This window comes from Lentzea nigeriaca (assembly GCF_016907955.1).
Classification (GTDB): domain Bacteria; phylum Actinomycetota; class Actinomycetes; order Mycobacteriales; family Pseudonocardiaceae; genus Lentzea; species Lentzea nigeriaca.
In genome coordinates this window covers 518,229-532,522 of sequence record NZ_JAFBCX010000004.1, presented here as the reverse complement: position 1 = coordinate 532,522, position 14,294 = coordinate 518,229, and the positions used below count along the sequence as shown (strand labels likewise).

Genomic DNA, 14,294 nt, shown 5'->3' with positions numbered 1-14,294 from the left:
ACCTGAGGAGTCCCGTGACCTCGCTTGCCCTTTCCCAGACGGTGATCAGCTCGGACGTGGTCGGCTCGTCCGGTCAGAGACGCCGTCAGTCTCATCTCGACTCCGCCCACGACATCGTGCTCACCACAGCCTTCTCCGCGGCGAAGGCAGCGGGTCACCCGATTGCCTCCGCCTTCAGGCGAGTGGACGGAGACAGCGCGACGATCGTGGTCAGCGCCGACGTGTCCCGGTCCTGGATCCTCGCGGACTTCATCCTGCGCGAGGTCGCCATAGCGCTGACGGACGTGAACCGCGCGGCTTCCGAGCAGTACCAGCTGCGGCTGCGGATGGCGGTCGACTTCGGCGAGGTCGTCCTGGACCCGCCGCACGTCCAGGGAGACGCCGTGGTCGGAGCGGCGCGACTGAGGGACGCACCCGCGTTGCGAGAAGCCATGTCGGGCTCGCCGGAGGCGCAGCTCGGCTTGATCATCTCCGACCGCTACTACCGAGAAGTGGTCCTGCACGGCGAACGCGGCCTCGACGCCGACGAGTTTCAGGAGGTCGAGGTGAAGGTCAAGACCTACTCGGAACGCGGATGGGTGCGTTTGCCGGGTCTCGCCGCCGCGAAGCCCGTCTCCGCCGCGCCGGTGCGAGAGTCCACTTCGGATGGTCCAGTGATCCACACAGAGGTGCTCAACAAGTTCGAGGAGCGGGTGTACGCACCTCACGGAGTGTTCGGAGTGGTGCGTGACCGCCGCGGCTGAGAACGAGGACAAGCCGGGCGACGATGGGCAGGCCGATGAGAACGAACGGCCTGCGGCCGCTGTGAAGGTCGACGTGCTGAACGTCTTCCACGAGCGCGTCCACGCGCCGAACGGTGTGTTCGGCTCGATGGACTCCGACGGCCACGGCAGGTGGGTCGGCCGCGACGAAGGCAAGATCGATCCCAGGGATGTGCGCCAGGCGCTCGAGCACTACGTGGCACCTCCGTGCCAGGCGACAGCGGAGAAGTCGTTGCTCGCCGACCACGTCGTGGTCATCAGCGGCGTGCGAGGCTCCGGCAAGCGGGCTGGTGCGCTGTCGATGCTCCGCGCCCTCACCGACGGTCCTCTGGTCGCACTGACGCCGTTCCTGCCGCTCAACGAGCTCGCCATGCGGACGTATGAAACCGGCCACGGCTATGTCATGACCGACCAGGCCGACACCGCGAAGAAAGCGGACACGGATTTCGCGTGGGTGGCAGTCCGGGAAGCGGTGCGGGAGGCAGGTGCGTTTCTCGTGGTCACCCGCACCGCTTCCGTGTCTGAGGTTTCGGGCTCGGTGAAGCACGTCTTCTGGGAGCGTCTCAGCGTCGAGACCGTGTTGCGTGCGCACCTCGGTGGCGACGCGGGTGTGGTGCGGGAGCTCGTGAAGGTTCTTCCCGAGGACCGTGCGATGAGCGATCTGGCCGAAGTGGCAGCACGGGTCAAAGCGGGCGAGTCAGTGCAAGAAGCGTTGCGGCACCTGGATATCGCGTCCGCTCAGACCACGTGGGAGTGGTTCGAGCAGCTTCCCGCGCGAAAGGAGATCGTGGAGATCGCCACGCTGGCGTTCGTCACCGGGGTCAGCGAGCGCGAGTTCGAGGCACGCCTGGCGATGCTCGAGAAGCGGCTCGACGCGCTGCTCCCGTTGCCGGAACAGGAACCTGTCGAGGGCGGCACCGAACCCGTGCTCGACCAGTCCCGTGCGCGCCGGCTCAGGCAGAGCAGCTTGATGACGACCAAGAAGCTGATCCGTGACCACACCTCGATCCGCGTGCTCACGTTCAAGGACCCCGGCTGCCGCGTTCGCGTGCTCGCCGAGCTCAACGAGAGGATGCCGACCCCGTTCTGGGACGCGGTCAACGTCTGGATCAACGACATCGTTGAGGAAGGGGCCGACTTCGAGGTCGCACGCGGTTTGGCGCTGTTGGCCGAGACGGACGCGGTGGAGGTCGAGCAGTCTTACCTCGAACCGTGGTCGCGCGGCGAGTTGGGTGACGAAGGACGTGACACCGCGGCGCTGGTGCTGTGGCTCATGTGCTTCAACGAGGACACTGCGCTGGTCGCGTTGCGCGTCGTACGAGGCTGGGCGATGTTCGGCTCGAGAGTGCAGCGTCGTACGGCTGCGGTGGCGCTCAGCGGCGAGCTGGCGGCGAGGTTTCCGACCGAAGCAGTGCGCAGGATCTGGAAACTGCTGGAGCAGAGCCCCGATGCCGAGACCGAGGCATACGTGCAGGCATTCGCGAAGATGTTCGCGACCCTCGTCCACGAACCTCACCATGGCGCGATAGTTCTGGGGCTGCTCGTCCGCGTGCTCGACGACTTCGAGGTAAGACCACCTCAGCTGCGCAAGCGCGAGCTGGTGACCCGGGCGATCCTCGCGGTGCTCACCGTCCGCGGGGGACCGCAGTACCAGTTGGCGATCCACCACTTCATCCGCAACCGGCCGGATCGGCTCGACCTGGTCGCGCGCGTCTGGGCCGCCGTGTTGCTCAGCCGGCCTCATCGTCGTGACGCGGTGCGCGCATTGCTGAGATCCGTCGACCTGCTCAGGCCCGAAGAGGCGAGAGAGCTGGGTCAGGCGTTGGCCGATGCCGTCCCGGCAGCAGAGCTGGTGCCGCTGCGCGAGTCCCTTGGCGTCGTGCGTCAGCGGAACAAGCGCAGTGACCAGGACGCACTGATCGACGTGTTGCTCGAATCGTTGCAGAACAGAAGGAACACCGAGGGACCGACACCATGACTCGTCCTTATCCCATTGTGATGCAGAGGCCACTGTCCGCCTTGCAGAAGCGGGGCCTGCTCGGACTGGGAAGGAAGTCCCGCGAGCCGGACGACCTGCCGAAGCCCGCGGCGCACGAGATGCTCGTGTACCGCGTCGAGGGTGAGTACCTGCCGGACTTCGGCAGGCTCGGCCCGCGCGACGAACAGGTGGTCCAGGCATCGCATGTCAGCCTCGTGGACATGAGTCGCGACGCGCCGGTGTTGGTCGCCGTGACGATCCAGAGCGGCGAGGCAAGCGCCTTCACCGTGCATGTCACGTTCACCTGCACGGTGAACGACCCCGTGGTCGTGGTGCGTGACGGGCTCAACGCCGCAACCGTGCTGCACAGTTACCTGACCAGCCACCAGCGTCTGTTCGAGCTCGGCCTGGCGCGGAAGCTCTCGGACATCAACGAGGTCATCCGGGACGTCTCCGCACAGGTCCGCGCGTACTTCGAAGTCCGGCCGATCACCGTGCCCGGCATGACGATCAGGCTCGCCGGCGTCGAGGTGTTGACGCCGCAGGAGCTGGTCGAGTTCAAGAAGACCCTGTGGGACAAGGAACGCGAGCACGAGCTCGCGCTCAAGCAGCAGGCCCAGACCCATCGGCTCGCCTATGAGTCCGAACGTGACGATCAGACGCTGGAAGAGGTGCGCAGGCGGCACCGCAACGACGTCGAGCTGGACCAGCGCGGCCACGACCGAACCGTGCAGGTGGGCGACCAACGCCATCAGCACGACATGGAGGTGGTCGACCGCAGGCACGAGCACCTGATCCAGGCGGCAACCACTCAGCACGAACTGAGTCTGGCGGCCGAACGCAGGCAGTACGCGCGGGACCAGTTCGAGCGCGACGTGGAACTCATCAACGGAGACACGCGCAACGCGTTGCTGTACGCGGTGGCGAGCGGGCAGATCGATCAACGCGAACTCGTCGCCGAGCTGCGAACCGAAGCCGCCAGGGAGAGCGAGTTGGCCGACGCCCGGCAAGCTCGCGACCGCGATTACGAGCTGGTGAAACAGCAGCAGGATCGCGACTACAAGAGGATTGAGCTGGAGATGGAGCGCCACGACCGGGACGCGACACGTGCCGAGCGGGCACGCCGCGACGCCGCCGACCGTGAGGACGAGCGGCGCCGGTTCGACGCGAACGTCCAGCTCGTGCAAACCCTTGCCGCGCGTGGATTCCTGGACACCCACAACCTTCCGGTCGAGAAGATCATCGCGGAGGTGCTCGACACGACCCCGCCGGCACCCGTGCCGAAGGAGCTCGCGGAGGACCGGCCGAAGGAGCTCGAGGAGGAGCGGAGCGTGGCCGACGAGCTGAGGGAAGAGAATGCCGACTGAAACCCTGCCCGCGGACCTCACCGAGATCCCGGTCAGCCCGTACCGGCCGGCATTCCCGGATCTCGGCTTCGGCCGCAAGCTCCGCTCCGTCATCGGGATCAAGGAGGACGTGCTCGACTGGGCTCCGGAGGAACGCCCGCGCTACACGAAGATGGCCGTGATCGTGCTGACCACCGGTGTGCTCAGCGGGTTGTCCATCATGGTCGTGCTGAGTCAGCTGCTGGGCGGTGACGCGTGGTGGCGAGTGCCGGCCCTGGCACCGGTGGCGATGTTCTGGGCTATCATGATCATCAACCTGGACAGCTGGCTGATCGCCAGCATGCACGGTGCAAGTGGCGCGCGGTTCATCGTCTTCCTGCCCCGGCTGGTGATCTCGGTGCTGCTCGGGCTGACCATCGCCGAGCCTCTCGTGGTCTGGGTCTTCCACCCGGCGATCGAGAAGCAGGTCGAGGACAGCCGAGCCGACGAAATCGCGCGCTATGCGGGCACCTGGAAGGCGTGCAACCCGTCGGACGGCAAGGTGGTGGACACCGCCGAATGCGCCGACTTCCACCTGAACCTGTCGAGCTCCCTCAGCGCTCTTCGTGGCGAGTACGACGGTCTCGTCGTCAAGCGCGATGAACTCAAGACCGAGGTCAACGAGTACCTGCGGAAGTGGAACGAGCTTGAAACCATTGCGCAGGCCGAGTGCAAAGGCATCCCCGGACCGCTGACGACGGGCGACGTCGGGGAGGGGCCGGAGTGCACTCGCAACCGTAACAGTGCCGACCAGTACCGCAAGGACACACGGCTCGACCAGCGGCAGATCGATCTCGGGGGTCTCGACATCCAGATCATCGCGCTCAAGGCCAAGCTGCAGTCCGCCGAGGCGTCCTACGGCTCGGACGTCAAGGCGGCGATCGACGAAAAGGTCGAGGCGCGGAAGGCGAACCGCGTCAAGACCGGCATCCTCGAGGAGTTCGAGGCCCTGGGCAAGCTCTCCGAGGAGAGCCTGCCCGTCACCCTCGGGCACTGGGCTCTGCGGTTGCTGCTGGTGCTCTTCGACTGCCTGCCGGTGCTGGCCAAGTGGATGAACGGCTCGACGACCTACGACCGCTTGATCGCGCGGCAGATCGAGGCGGACAAGCGGTTGCACGGCAGCCATGTCAATCTGTTCGAGCGCCGCGACTCCGCGATCATGGACGTGAAGCTGGAGCGGATCGAACGAGAGCGGCACGGGCGGATGGAGCGGCTCGACGTTGCCGATCGCCAAGCTCGAGCCCAGCGTGAACGCGAGCTGGACGAGGAGATCGAACGCTTGGCCGCCCGTCTGCGCGGCGACTCGAGCTGAGCCAGGAACGGCCGGTGTCGTCGGATCGGCACCGGCCGTGGTCCTGATTCGGCGGAGGATGCAGGATTTGAACCTGCGCGGCGCTCGCGCGCCGACCACCGTTTTCGAGACGGATGCCTTACCGGGCTCGGCCAATCCTCCTTGCCAGGACGCGGAGGGCGCGCGGGTCGAACGCGCGCCGGGCATGATGCCCGGACCACGGAGTAGCAATCCGGTGCCTTACCACTCGGCCAGCCCTCCTCGTCCTGCGTGGCTCCCCAGGGAGTCGAACCCCGTCCACCGGATCTTCACCCCGGTGCTCTGCCGCTTGAGCTAAAGAGCCTGGTGCGCCCCCGAAGGGGCGCCAGTCGGATGCCCGCGAGTCGAACGCGGTGTGTCCTCATCCCAAATGAGGCGGGTTGCCGTCTCCCTCGCATCCGTGGAGCGCTCACGACGGGACTCGAACCCGTGATAGCCGCATCGACAATGCGGTGCCTTGGCCGCTAGGCGACGTGAGCTCAGTACCCCTGCCAGGAGTCGAACCCGGACTTCGGCGTTCGTAGCGCCGCGCTCTATCCGTTGAGCTACAAGGGTGAAAATTAAATGTGCACCAAATTGAGAAAGCCGCCCTGATCGGTTTCCCGATGGGCGGCTCCCTTGGTCATGACCTGGAACTCAAGTCACGGTGGGGAGCCATCGCCGCTGGTGAACGACGCGACCGGGCGTCGTGAGGCGCGATCGTCAGACGGTCGCGCGTCAGCGAAAGCAGCGCTGCCAAAGCGCTCCACTCGCATCTGCTGGCTCGTCATGACGGTCCCCTTCGGCTTGATGTGGTCCAAGTGTTACGGGTGTGCGCGGTGCCCGTCAATCATTTTTAGGAACGCTCGTAAGTCATGAACGAAACGCCGCTCTCGAACAGGCGCGCATCGGTGCGCTGGAACTTCGTGATGTCGGCCTTCCCGTCGAACAGCGGGATTCCGCGGCCGAACACGACCGGGTGGATCTTGAGGAGCAACTTGTCGATCAACGGCAGCAACTCGGCTGCCAGCTTGCCGCCGCCGCACAGCCAGATGTCGAGGCCGTCCTCGTCCTTGAGCGACCGCACGCGGCCGAGGACGTCCTCGCTGATCACCTCGACGTCGTCCGGGGTGTCGGTCAGTGAGGACGACACCACGAACTGCCGCAGGTGGGCGTAGGGCGACGCGAGGCCGCCGGGCACCTGGTAGGTGCTGCGGCCCATCAGGACGGTGTCGAAGTTCCGGTTCGGTGCGTCGGCCAGGCCGAGCGGTCCGCGGAACTGGGTGGGCAGCGTGTCCGGGTACTCGGCGTTGATGCCTTCCATGTGGTCGCCTTCGAAGAGGAACCCGTCGAAGGTTCCGTCCTCGGCCGCGATGAACCCGTCCAGCGTCACTGCCACGTAGTAGACGAGCTTTCGCATACAGACCATCCCCTCAGATGTCTTGAACCACGACAACTGTAGTACTATGTCTGTAGTGGTTGTCAAGGAGGATCTGTGGTCCGGAACGAAGCACGGCGAACCGCCCTGTTGGACGCGGCGATCGACGTCCTGGCGGAAGAGGGGGCGCGGGGGCTGACCTACCGCGCGATCGACGCGAAGGCGGGGGTGCCGGCGGGCACGGCGTCGAACTACTTCGCGAGCCGCGACGACCTGATGTCGGAGGTGGCGATCAGGGTGACCCAGCGGCTCATGCCGTCGCAGGAGTCGATCGCGGAGTCGCTGGCACTGCCTCGCGACAAGTCGCTGAGCATCAAGTTCATGCACGACATCGTCAAACGGGCGGACGCCGACCGGGCCGGCTACCTGGCGTTGATGGAGCTGCGGCTGGAGGCCACGCGCAGGCCGGACCTCCGCACCGCGCTCACCAAGACGATGGCGGACAACCTCGAGTTCAACATCGCGTTCAACGAGGAGTCGAAGCTGCCGGGCGACCGGATGACCGTCATCCTGCTGTACTTCGCGATGACCGGGTTCATCTACGAACGGCTGACCCTGCCGGACATCACCGAGCCGATGGACCTCGACGCGTTCATCGAGGTCCTCGTCAATAGGGCCATCGACTCCGACTAACGACTCAGCGGGCCGCCGGTGATCGTCAACGCCACGGCGATCACCACGATGCCGAGCGTCGAGTACAGGAACGCGTCCATGCCGCGGCCGCGGATCTTGATCAGACCGGCCTGCTCGTCGGTCACGAGGATCCGCAGCAGGGCCGCCACGAGCAGCGAGACGCCGAGCAGCACGGCGCCCTGCCGCCAGTGGTACTGGAAGATCCGCACCAGCCCGAGCACGCCGACCCCGAGCACCAGCGCGAACGGCAGGTGCTTGCCGGGGCCCGACCGCCAGCGCTGTTCCGGCATGAGCGCCTCGGCGTCAGACCGCCGCATGGGCGCGCTCGGCGGCTTCGACGGTGTTGGTCAGCAGCATCGCGACGGTCATCGGGCCCGCGCCACCGGGGATCGGGGCGAGCCAGCCGGCGACCTCGCGGACGTCCGGGGCCACGTCGCCGACCAGGCCGGCCTCGGTGCGGGTGATGCCGACGTCGACCACGGCCGCGCCCGGCTTGACCATGTCCGCGGTGATCAGGCCGGGGCTGCCGGCACCGGCGATCACGATGTCCGCGCGGCGCACCTCGGCGGCGAGGTCCTTGGTGCCGGTGTGGCACAGAGTCACGGTGGCGTTCTCGCTGCGGCGGGTGAGCAGCAGGCCGATCGGGCGGCCCACGGTGACGCCGCGGCCCACGACGGTGACGTTCGCGCCCGCGATCGGCACGTCGTAGCGGCGCAGCAGTTCGACGATGCCGCGCGGCGTCGCGGGCAGTGCGGCGTCCTCGCCGAGCACGAGCTTGCCGAGGTTGACCGGGTGCAGGCCGTCGCCGTCCTTGGCGGGGTCGATGCGCTCCAGGATCGCGTTCGCGTTGAGGTGCTTGGGCAGCGGCAGCTGGACGATGTACGCGGTGACCTCGGGGTTCGCGTTCAGCTCGTCGATGACGGCCTCGAGCTCCTCCTGCGTGGTCGACTCGGGCAGGTCGCGCCTGATCGAGGAGATGCCGACCTTCTCGCACGCCCTGTGCTTGCCCTTCACGTACGAGTGCGAACCGGGGTCGTCACCGACCAGAACGGTGGCCAGACCGACCGGCACCGGCAGCGCGGCGACCCGCGCCTTGAGGTCCTCGAACAGCGCGTTCCGGGTTTCGTTGCCGTTGAGCAGCGTCGCAGTCACGTCCTCATCCTCCCACTGGGCAGCGCGGCGACGCCCACCGACACCAGCGTCAGCACCACGCCGATCACCGTCGGCAACGCGAGGCGCCCGCTCGCCGCGTCCAGCAGGACGGCCCCGACGAGCTGCCCGCACACCGCGCACAGCCCGACCATCAGCACGCCGATGAACCGCACCGACACGATCGCGCCGCCCACGCCGACGATGCCGAGCAGCCCGCCGAGGTAGAGCCACCACTGGCCGGGGAACTCGGCCACGCCGCGCGCGGCCACCAGGTTGACGACCAGCAAGGCCGCCGTGCCCGTGGTGAAGTTCACCAAGATCGTCGCCATCGAGTGCCCCGCGGCCTCGCGCACCAGCCCGTTCACCGCCTGCTGCCAGCCCATCAGCAGTCCCGCGGCCAGCGGCAGCACCGCGAGCCACAACTCGCCCGGCGACGTGAACCGGTGCGACACGGCGACGATCACCGCGACCACGCCGACAGCCGCTCCGAGCACGCGGGTCACCGTCAGCGGCTTCGGCTCGCCCGGCCCGAGCCCCCTGCGGTCCACGACCAGGCTGCTCACCACCTGCCCGACGACCACCGCGACGGTGAACACCGCCACACCGATCGTCGCGATCGTGATTCCCTGCGAGGCCACCAGGAACGCGCCGGAGATCCCGCCGACGCACTCCCACCAGCGGATCCGGCGCGCGACCAGCGAGTCGCGCAACCGCCGCAGCCCGTCCCTCCCGGACTGTCGCGACAGGACTGTGACCACCAGCACGAGCCACCCGCCGCCGAACGAGATCAACGCGGCCAGGAAACCGTTCTGCAACGACTGGGCCAGCGACCCGTTGACCCGGCCCTGGACCGCGACGGCCACTCCGCCGATCGCAGCCAGCAGACCACCGGTCAACTGCGCGGATCGGGACAAAGCTCCTCCAAACTCGTCTGCGGGGTGTTCTTGATCAGCTTTAACCGGGAAGGGCTGCCGCGTTAAGGTCGGTCCTCCACCGTTCGGCGCAGCGGCGGGGGACGTGTGCGATCCGGCGATTTGCAGGGGAAGATGTTGGCGTGTCCGAGCCGAAGCCGTTGAACCCTACAGAGCAGGACGCTCTGGTTAAGCAGATCGGCCTGACTCTCATGCGGGCCGCGCCGGAGGACTGGCGCAGCGTGATCGCGCAGTACCGAGCCACCGGCCGGTACTTCGAACTCGAGGCCGAGATGCGGCTCCAGGACGGCACCTCGCACTCCTGGGCACCGCCGCAGGACGTGGCCTCGCTGTTCGCCCGGCTGCGAGCAGGCATGCACCGCGAGGGCAGGGGCAGCTGGACGAACGCCCGCTACCAGCTCGATCACCCCTCCAGCTACAACCTCGACTTCGACCGCGCCGAGCCGAGCTGGCAGACGCCGCCTCCGCAGCAGGCGTACTTCGACGAGATGCGGTTCTTCCCGCGCGCGGACGAGAACGTCCCGGACTGGCTGCGCCGCAGGCTGAACCCACCGACACCGGTGTTCCGCACGGTCCGCGTGTTCGACGGTGCGGGCCCCGGCGGCCGTCCGTCGGTCAACCGGCCACCGGTGCCGGAGCCCGAGGTCGCACCGCTGCTCGCCTACCTCTCCAACGCGCCGGTCGCCGTCGCCGGACGTGGCTTCGACGCCGACGTCCTGCACCCCGACTCGCCCCAGGTCGTGCCGTCCGGCTTCCAGACCGACGGTGTGTGGATCTGGCCGGCGGGCGTCTCGTACTACCTGCGCAAGTACGGCGTGCCGCCGGAGCCCGAGCTCGTCGAGCGCGCCAGGACCGCCGGTTTCAGCCTGCCCGAGGTCACCGAGGAGTCGAGGCTCGCCGCCGCCGCGAACCTCGGCGCGCCCGCCGCACCTCCCGGCACCCAGCTGCTCGAGCCGGAACCGGAGCCCGAGCCGGAACCGCAGCCGCAGCCGCAGTCCCAGGCGACGATGATCGTCGCGCCGCCGAAGTTCGAGGACGTGGAGGAGCCCGAGGAGTACGACTTCGAGCCCCTGGTTCCCCAACCGCAGGCCGCCGAGGTCACCACCGAGCAGCCGCACGTCGAGCCCGAGCCGGAGCCCCGCGAGGTCGGCCCCACCGTCGCGGTTCCGACGCCGGTGCCGACCGGCGACGGTCCGCCCTATCGGGTGATCTTCGACTCCGACGGCGTGCCCGACCACGTCGACGACAGGCGGCTGCGCGACACCTACGGCGCGGGCATGGACCTCTTCGCCCCGCACGCGACCGAGGCCGAGGAACCAGAGCCGGTCGCAGAGCCCGTCCAGGAGATCGTCGCCGAGGAGCCGAACGAAACGGACCTCGGCCACGAAGACGATGTCGTGGACGTCGCCGACGAACCCGAGATCCCGACCGCCGGCCCGGACGAGCCGGAACTCCTCACGCACCACCGCGAGGAGGAGCGCACGGACCACCTCGTTCCGGAGGAACGCCCGCGCGACGTCATGCAGGACACGATGGCGTGGAGCCCGGTCCTCGACGAGCCGCTGGAGAGCCCGGCCGAGGTCACCGAGGAGCACCCGGTCGTCGCTGTCGCCGAGGACGAGCCGGATCTGGCGGAGGACGAGATCGAGTCCACCGCCTCGTTCGAGGCCCAGTCCTTCGACCAGCAGTCCTTCGAGCCGCAGGCTTTCGAGCCGCAGGCGTTCGAACCGGAGCCCGTCGCCGAGCCCTTGCCGGTGGCGCCTCCGGTGGTGCCGGTCTCCGCGCCCGCGCCCGTGCCGGTGCCCGCGCCCACCCACGTCGAAGAAACGACCCAGTTCGACGCGGCGCTGTTCAACGAGCCCGAACCCGAGCCGGAACCGGAACCCGAGCCGGAGCCGGTGAAGCCGCCGCGCACCGTCACGCCGGAGGAGGACCGCGAACTGGCGGGCACCCGCCGTGCGCTCGACGACCTCAGCGTGCCGCACGGCGTGTACCGGATCGGCGAGCCCGCCGACCGCACCTGGACGTTGCGCCTCGACGGCGACAGCTGGGAGGTGTGCTGGTTCGACCACGGCCCGAAGAGCCCCGTGCGGTTCGACAAGGTCGAGGACGCCTCGGCGTACCTGGTCGGCAAGCTGGTGCTGGGCAACTTCCGCACGATCGTGCGGACGCCGCCTCCACCGCCTCCGCCTCCGCAGCGCCCGATGGCCAACGGTTTCCGCGAGGAGCCGCGCCGTCCCGTTCCGCCGCAGCGTCCGCCGATGCCTCAGCCGCAGGCACAGCAGGCCCCGCCGCCTCCGCCACCACCACCGCAGCAGGCCCCCGCGCCCGCACCCGCACCGGTGGCCGCCGCGGTCGCGCAGGAGGAGCCGGGGAAGCGGAAGTTCCCGATCTCCCCGCTCGCGGGCGAGCCGCCGCTCACGTTGTTCCGCCACAAGCAGATGTTCGAGCTGCCGGCGGGCACCGAGGTCGATCGCTACGGCGACCAGAGCGGCAACCTCGTCTACGTGGCGGGCACGCCGTTCCCGGAACGCAGCCTCGTGCCGTCGTGGATCAACCGCCCGTACCGCGTGTACCGGTTGCGCCGCCCGCTCGAGGTGCTGACGGGTGTCGCGGTGCCGTGGTTCGAGCAGCCCGGTGGCGGAACGGCCTACCTGCTGCCGAAGGCGATCGAGGAGATGGTCGCGGACGGCGTGCTGGTGGAGATCACCGGATCAGCCGACAACTGATGCAGGTGCCTTCCGACGACGAGTTCGTCGACGCGTTCGGGGTGAGCCCCGAGGCAGGGGACGAACCGTGGATCAAGGCTGTCCGGGTCGAGGACGTGCTGCTGTCGTTCGACGTGCATGCCGCTTCCGTGCGGGTGCGGTGGTTCGACGGCGACGAGCCCGTCGTCGACCTCTACCGCGAACGTGCCGACCGGATGCTCGTGCGGTCCGGTCGCGGTGAGTCGCATGTCGTCGTGAGTTCGCGGACGGGGAGTTGGCCGTGCGCATCCACCCGTCCGTGCGCATCAAGTCACGACACGACTAGTCCGTAGGCGGCGGCGAACGCGATCGCCGTGTCGACGTCGATCAGGGCTCCGGCCAGCTTGGCCTGCCGGAGCCCGTTCGCGTCGATCTTCGCCCCGCGCAGGTCGGCACCCTCCAGCTTGGCGTCGAGCAGCCGCGCGCCCATCAGGTCGGCCCCGGAGAGGTCGGTGTTGCGCAGGTCCGCCTCGCTGAGGTTCGTCTCCCGGAACCGTTGCCCGGCCAGCTTCAGGTCGTAGAGGGGTGCCTTCACGAACGACGCCAGCGTGAAGTCCACCTCGGTGAAGGTGACCGGCCGCAGGACGCAGTCGACGAAGTTCGACCCCATGAGGCTGCATGAGGTGAACGACGACCGGGTCAGCACGGTGCGGTCGAAGGTGCACTGCCGGAACGCCGTCGCGTGGTGTTTCGACTCACCGAGGTCCGTCCGGGTGAAGTCGCACCGGGTGAACGTGCACCCCGTCGTCACGAGCTCGCGGAGATCGGCTTCGGTGAAGTCGCAGTCGGTGAAAAACCGCTTCTCCCAGTGCTGATTGGGCAAGTTGGCGTCGGCGTAGTCTTCGCCGACCTCTTCGACCGGGTTGTCCACTCTCACACTCTGCCACTGTCCACGTGTTGGTAACGTGCGGGACGCCGGGCGACCTGCCCGACGTCAACGAGGACCGTCATTCGGGAAGGCTCATGACCCGCACGCCCGTGAACGTCACTGTCACCGGTGCAGCCGGCCAGATCGGCTACGCACTGCTCTTCCGCATCGCTTCCGGCCACCTGCTGGGCCCGGACACCCCGGTCAACCTGCGCCTGCTGGAGATCACCCCGGCGCTGAAGGCCGCAGAGGGCACCGCGATGGAGCTCGACGACTGCGCCTTCCCGCTGCTCAAGGGAATCACGATCACCGACGACGCGAAGACCGCGTTCGACGGCGTGAACGTGGCCCTGCTCGTCGGCGCCCGCCCCCGCACCAAGGGCATGGAGCGCGGCGACCTGCTCGAGGCCAACGGCGGCATCTTCAAGCCGCAGGGCGAGGCGATCAACGCCGGCGCCGCGGACGACGTCAAGGTGCTCGTGGTCGGCAACCCGGCCAACACCAACGCCCTCATCGCCCAGCAGCACGCGCCGGACGTCCCGCGCGAGCGCTTCACCGCGATGACCCGCCTGGACCACAACCGCGCCCTGTCGCAGCTCGCCAAGAAGCTGGGCGTCGCGGTCACCGACATCCAGAACATGACGATCTGGGGCAACCACTCGGCCACCCAGTACCCGGACCTGTTCCACGCCAAGGTCGGCGACAAGACCGCCGCCGAGGCCGTGAACGACCAGGCGTGGCTGGAGAACGACTTCATCCCGACCGTCGCCAAGCGCGGTGCGGCGATCATCGAGGCCCGTGGCGCCTCCTCGGCCGCTTCGGCCGCGAACGCCGCCATCGACCACATCTACGACTGGGTCAACGGCACCGAGTGGACCTCGATGGCCATCCCGTCGGACGGCTCGTACGGCGTGCCCGAGGGCATCATCTCGTCGTTCCCCGTCAAGTGCTCCGGCGGTTCGTACGAGATCATCCAGGGCCTGGAGATCGACGAGTTCTCCCGCGCCCGCATCGACGCCTCCGTGGCCGAGCTGGTCGAGGAGCGCGACGCCGTGAAGGGCCTCGGCCTGATCTGATTTCGTGGCAATGTG

At 68.2% G+C, this 14,294-nt stretch carries 13 protein-coding genes and 5 tRNA genes; 8 read left to right on the top strand and 10 right to left on the bottom strand.

Translation table 11 applies throughout. The annotated features are described in order from the left end of the window. The first annotated feature begins 14 nt into the window (after window positions 1–14). From JOD27_RS17030 to JOD27_RS17015, 4 genes are read left to right on the top strand one after another with little or no spacing between them, the layout of a single operon-like run. Complete coding sequence (locus tag JOD27_RS17030; protein WP_204763206.1) at window positions 15–743, top strand: hypothetical protein; 729 nt, start codon at window positions 15–17, stop codon at window positions 741–743. After that, window positions 727–2,739 (top strand): hypothetical protein, encoded by a 2,013-nt coding sequence (locus tag JOD27_RS17025; protein WP_204763205.1) that lies wholly within the window; start codon window positions 727–729, stop codon window positions 2,737–2,739. The genes JOD27_RS17030 and JOD27_RS17025 overlap by 17 nt, the downstream gene beginning before the upstream one ends. Window positions 2,740–2,759: 20 nt before the next feature. After that, window positions 2,760–4,106 carry a hypothetical protein gene (locus JOD27_RS17020; protein WP_204763204.1) on the top strand — a complete coding sequence of 449 codons (1,347 nt, stop codon included), beginning with the start codon at window positions 2,760–2,762 and terminating at the stop codon, window positions 4,104–4,106. Then, window positions 4,096–5,436: a DUF4407 domain-containing protein gene (locus JOD27_RS17015; protein ID WP_204763203.1), complete on the top strand. Its 1,341-nt coding sequence runs from the start codon at window positions 4,096–4,098 to the stop codon at window positions 5,434–5,436. The genes JOD27_RS17020 and JOD27_RS17015 overlap by 11 nt, the downstream gene beginning before the upstream one ends. A gap of 52 nt (window positions 5,437–5,488) precedes the next feature. On the opposite strand, the gene JOD27_RS17010 is transcribed toward JOD27_RS17015, so the two are convergent. The 6 genes from JOD27_RS17010 to JOD27_RS16985 all read right to left on the bottom strand — a co-directional run bounded on the left by JOD27_RS17010 (window position 5,489) and on the right by JOD27_RS16985 (window position 6,853). Then, window positions 5,489–5,577, bottom strand: a tRNA-Ser gene (locus JOD27_RS17010). An 11-nt stretch (window positions 5,578–5,588) separates the two neighbouring features. Beyond that, window positions 5,589–5,676, bottom strand: a tRNA-Ser gene (locus JOD27_RS17005). A 10-nt stretch (window positions 5,677–5,686) separates the two neighbouring features. Then, window positions 5,687–5,758 (bottom strand) — tRNA-Phe (locus JOD27_RS17000). A 102-nt stretch (window positions 5,759–5,860) separates the two neighbouring features. Beyond that, window positions 5,861–5,933 (bottom strand) — tRNA-Asp (locus JOD27_RS16995). Window positions 5,934–5,937: 4 nt separating this feature from the next. Beyond that, window positions 5,938–6,009: transfer RNA gene (locus JOD27_RS16990), tRNA-Arg, on the bottom strand. 280 nt (window positions 6,010–6,289) lie between these two features. After that, window positions 6,290–6,853: a dihydrofolate reductase family protein gene (locus JOD27_RS16985; RefSeq protein ID WP_204763202.1), complete on the bottom strand. Its 564-nt coding sequence runs from the start codon at window positions 6,851–6,853 to the stop codon at window positions 6,290–6,292. 75 nt (window positions 6,854–6,928) lie between these two features. Between JOD27_RS16985 and JOD27_RS16980 the strand changes: the two genes are divergently transcribed. Continuing rightward, on the top strand, window positions 6,929–7,504 hold the full coding sequence (locus JOD27_RS16980) for a TetR/AcrR family transcriptional regulator (RefSeq protein WP_204763201.1): 576 nt from the start codon (window positions 6,929–6,931) through the stop codon (window positions 7,502–7,504). On the opposite strand, the gene JOD27_RS16975 is transcribed toward JOD27_RS16980, so the two are convergent. Genes JOD27_RS16975 through JOD27_RS16965 form a run of 3 tightly spaced genes read right to left on the bottom strand, consistent with a single transcriptional unit; the run spans window position 7,501 to window position 9,570 of the window. Beyond that, the gene (locus JOD27_RS16975) at window positions 7,501–7,821 is read right to left on the bottom strand and encodes a DUF3017 domain-containing protein (protein ID WP_372441703.1); all 321 of its coding nucleotides are present in this window, start codon (window positions 7,819–7,821) and stop codon (window positions 7,501–7,503) included. The two genes, JOD27_RS16980 and JOD27_RS16975, sit on opposite strands and share 4 nt — an antisense overlap. Next, a complete protein-coding gene (locus JOD27_RS16970; RefSeq protein ID WP_204763200.1) occupies window positions 7,808–8,656 on the bottom strand; it encodes a bifunctional methylenetetrahydrofolate dehydrogenase/methenyltetrahydrofolate cyclohydrolase in 849 nt (282 codons plus the stop codon). Before JOD27_RS16970 ends, JOD27_RS16975 begins: the two co-directional genes overlap by 14 nt. After that, window positions 8,653–9,570, bottom strand: coding sequence for a DMT family transporter (locus tag JOD27_RS16965; protein WP_239567175.1), 918 nt, complete (start codon window positions 9,568–9,570; stop codon window positions 8,653–8,655). The genes JOD27_RS16970 and JOD27_RS16965 overlap by 4 nt, the downstream gene beginning before the upstream one ends. Window positions 9,571–9,710: 140 nt before the next feature. Here JOD27_RS16965 and JOD27_RS16960 point away from each other — a divergent pair, with 140 nt between their 5' ends. Continuing rightward, window positions 9,711–12,317: a TNT domain-containing protein gene (locus JOD27_RS16960; protein ID WP_307830163.1), complete on the top strand. Its 2,607-nt coding sequence runs from the start codon at window positions 9,711–9,713 to the stop codon at window positions 12,315–12,317. Continuing rightward, entirely contained in the window at window positions 12,317–12,628 is a 312-nt protein-coding gene (locus JOD27_RS16955; RefSeq protein ID WP_204763199.1) for a hypothetical protein, read from the top strand. Before JOD27_RS16960 ends, JOD27_RS16955 begins: the two co-directional genes overlap by 1 nt. Here the strand turns inward: JOD27_RS16955 and JOD27_RS16950 are convergent. After that, window positions 12,607–13,206, bottom strand: a complete 600-nt coding sequence (locus JOD27_RS16950; protein ID WP_204763198.1) for a pentapeptide repeat-containing protein — start codon at window positions 13,204–13,206, stop codon at window positions 12,607–12,609. The genes JOD27_RS16955 and JOD27_RS16950 overlap by 22 nt on opposite strands. Before the next feature lie 92 nt (window positions 13,207–13,298). On the opposite strand from JOD27_RS16950, the gene JOD27_RS16945 reads away from it, so the two are divergent. Next, on the top strand, window positions 13,299–14,279 hold the full coding sequence (locus JOD27_RS16945; protein ID WP_204763197.1) for a malate dehydrogenase: 981 nt from the start codon (window positions 13,299–13,301) through the stop codon (window positions 14,277–14,279). Window positions 14,280–14,294: the final 15 nt, after the last annotated feature.

Coding starts and splice junctions, on each gene's coding strand:
- JOD27_RS16975 (WP_372441703.1), bottom strand. CDS start 7,821: ATGCGGCGGTCTGACGCCGAGGCGCTCATGCCGGAACAGCGCTGGCGG.
- JOD27_RS16955 (WP_204763199.1), top strand. CDS start 12,317: ATGCAGGTGCCTTCCGACGACGAGTTCGTCGACGCGTTCGGGGTGAGC.
- JOD27_RS17020 (WP_204763204.1), top strand. CDS start 2,760: ATGCAGAGGCCACTGTCCGCCTTGCAGAAGCGGGGCCTGCTCGGACTG.
- JOD27_RS17015 (WP_204763203.1), top strand. CDS start 4,096: ATGCCGACTGAAACCCTGCCCGCGGACCTCACCGAGATCCCGGTCAGC.
- JOD27_RS16985 (WP_204763202.1), bottom strand. CDS start 6,853: ATGCGAAAGCTCGTCTACTACGTGGCAGTGACGCTGGACGGGTTCATC.
- JOD27_RS16945 (WP_204763197.1), top strand. CDS start 13,299: ATGACCCGCACGCCCGTGAACGTCACTGTCACCGGTGCAGCCGGCCAG.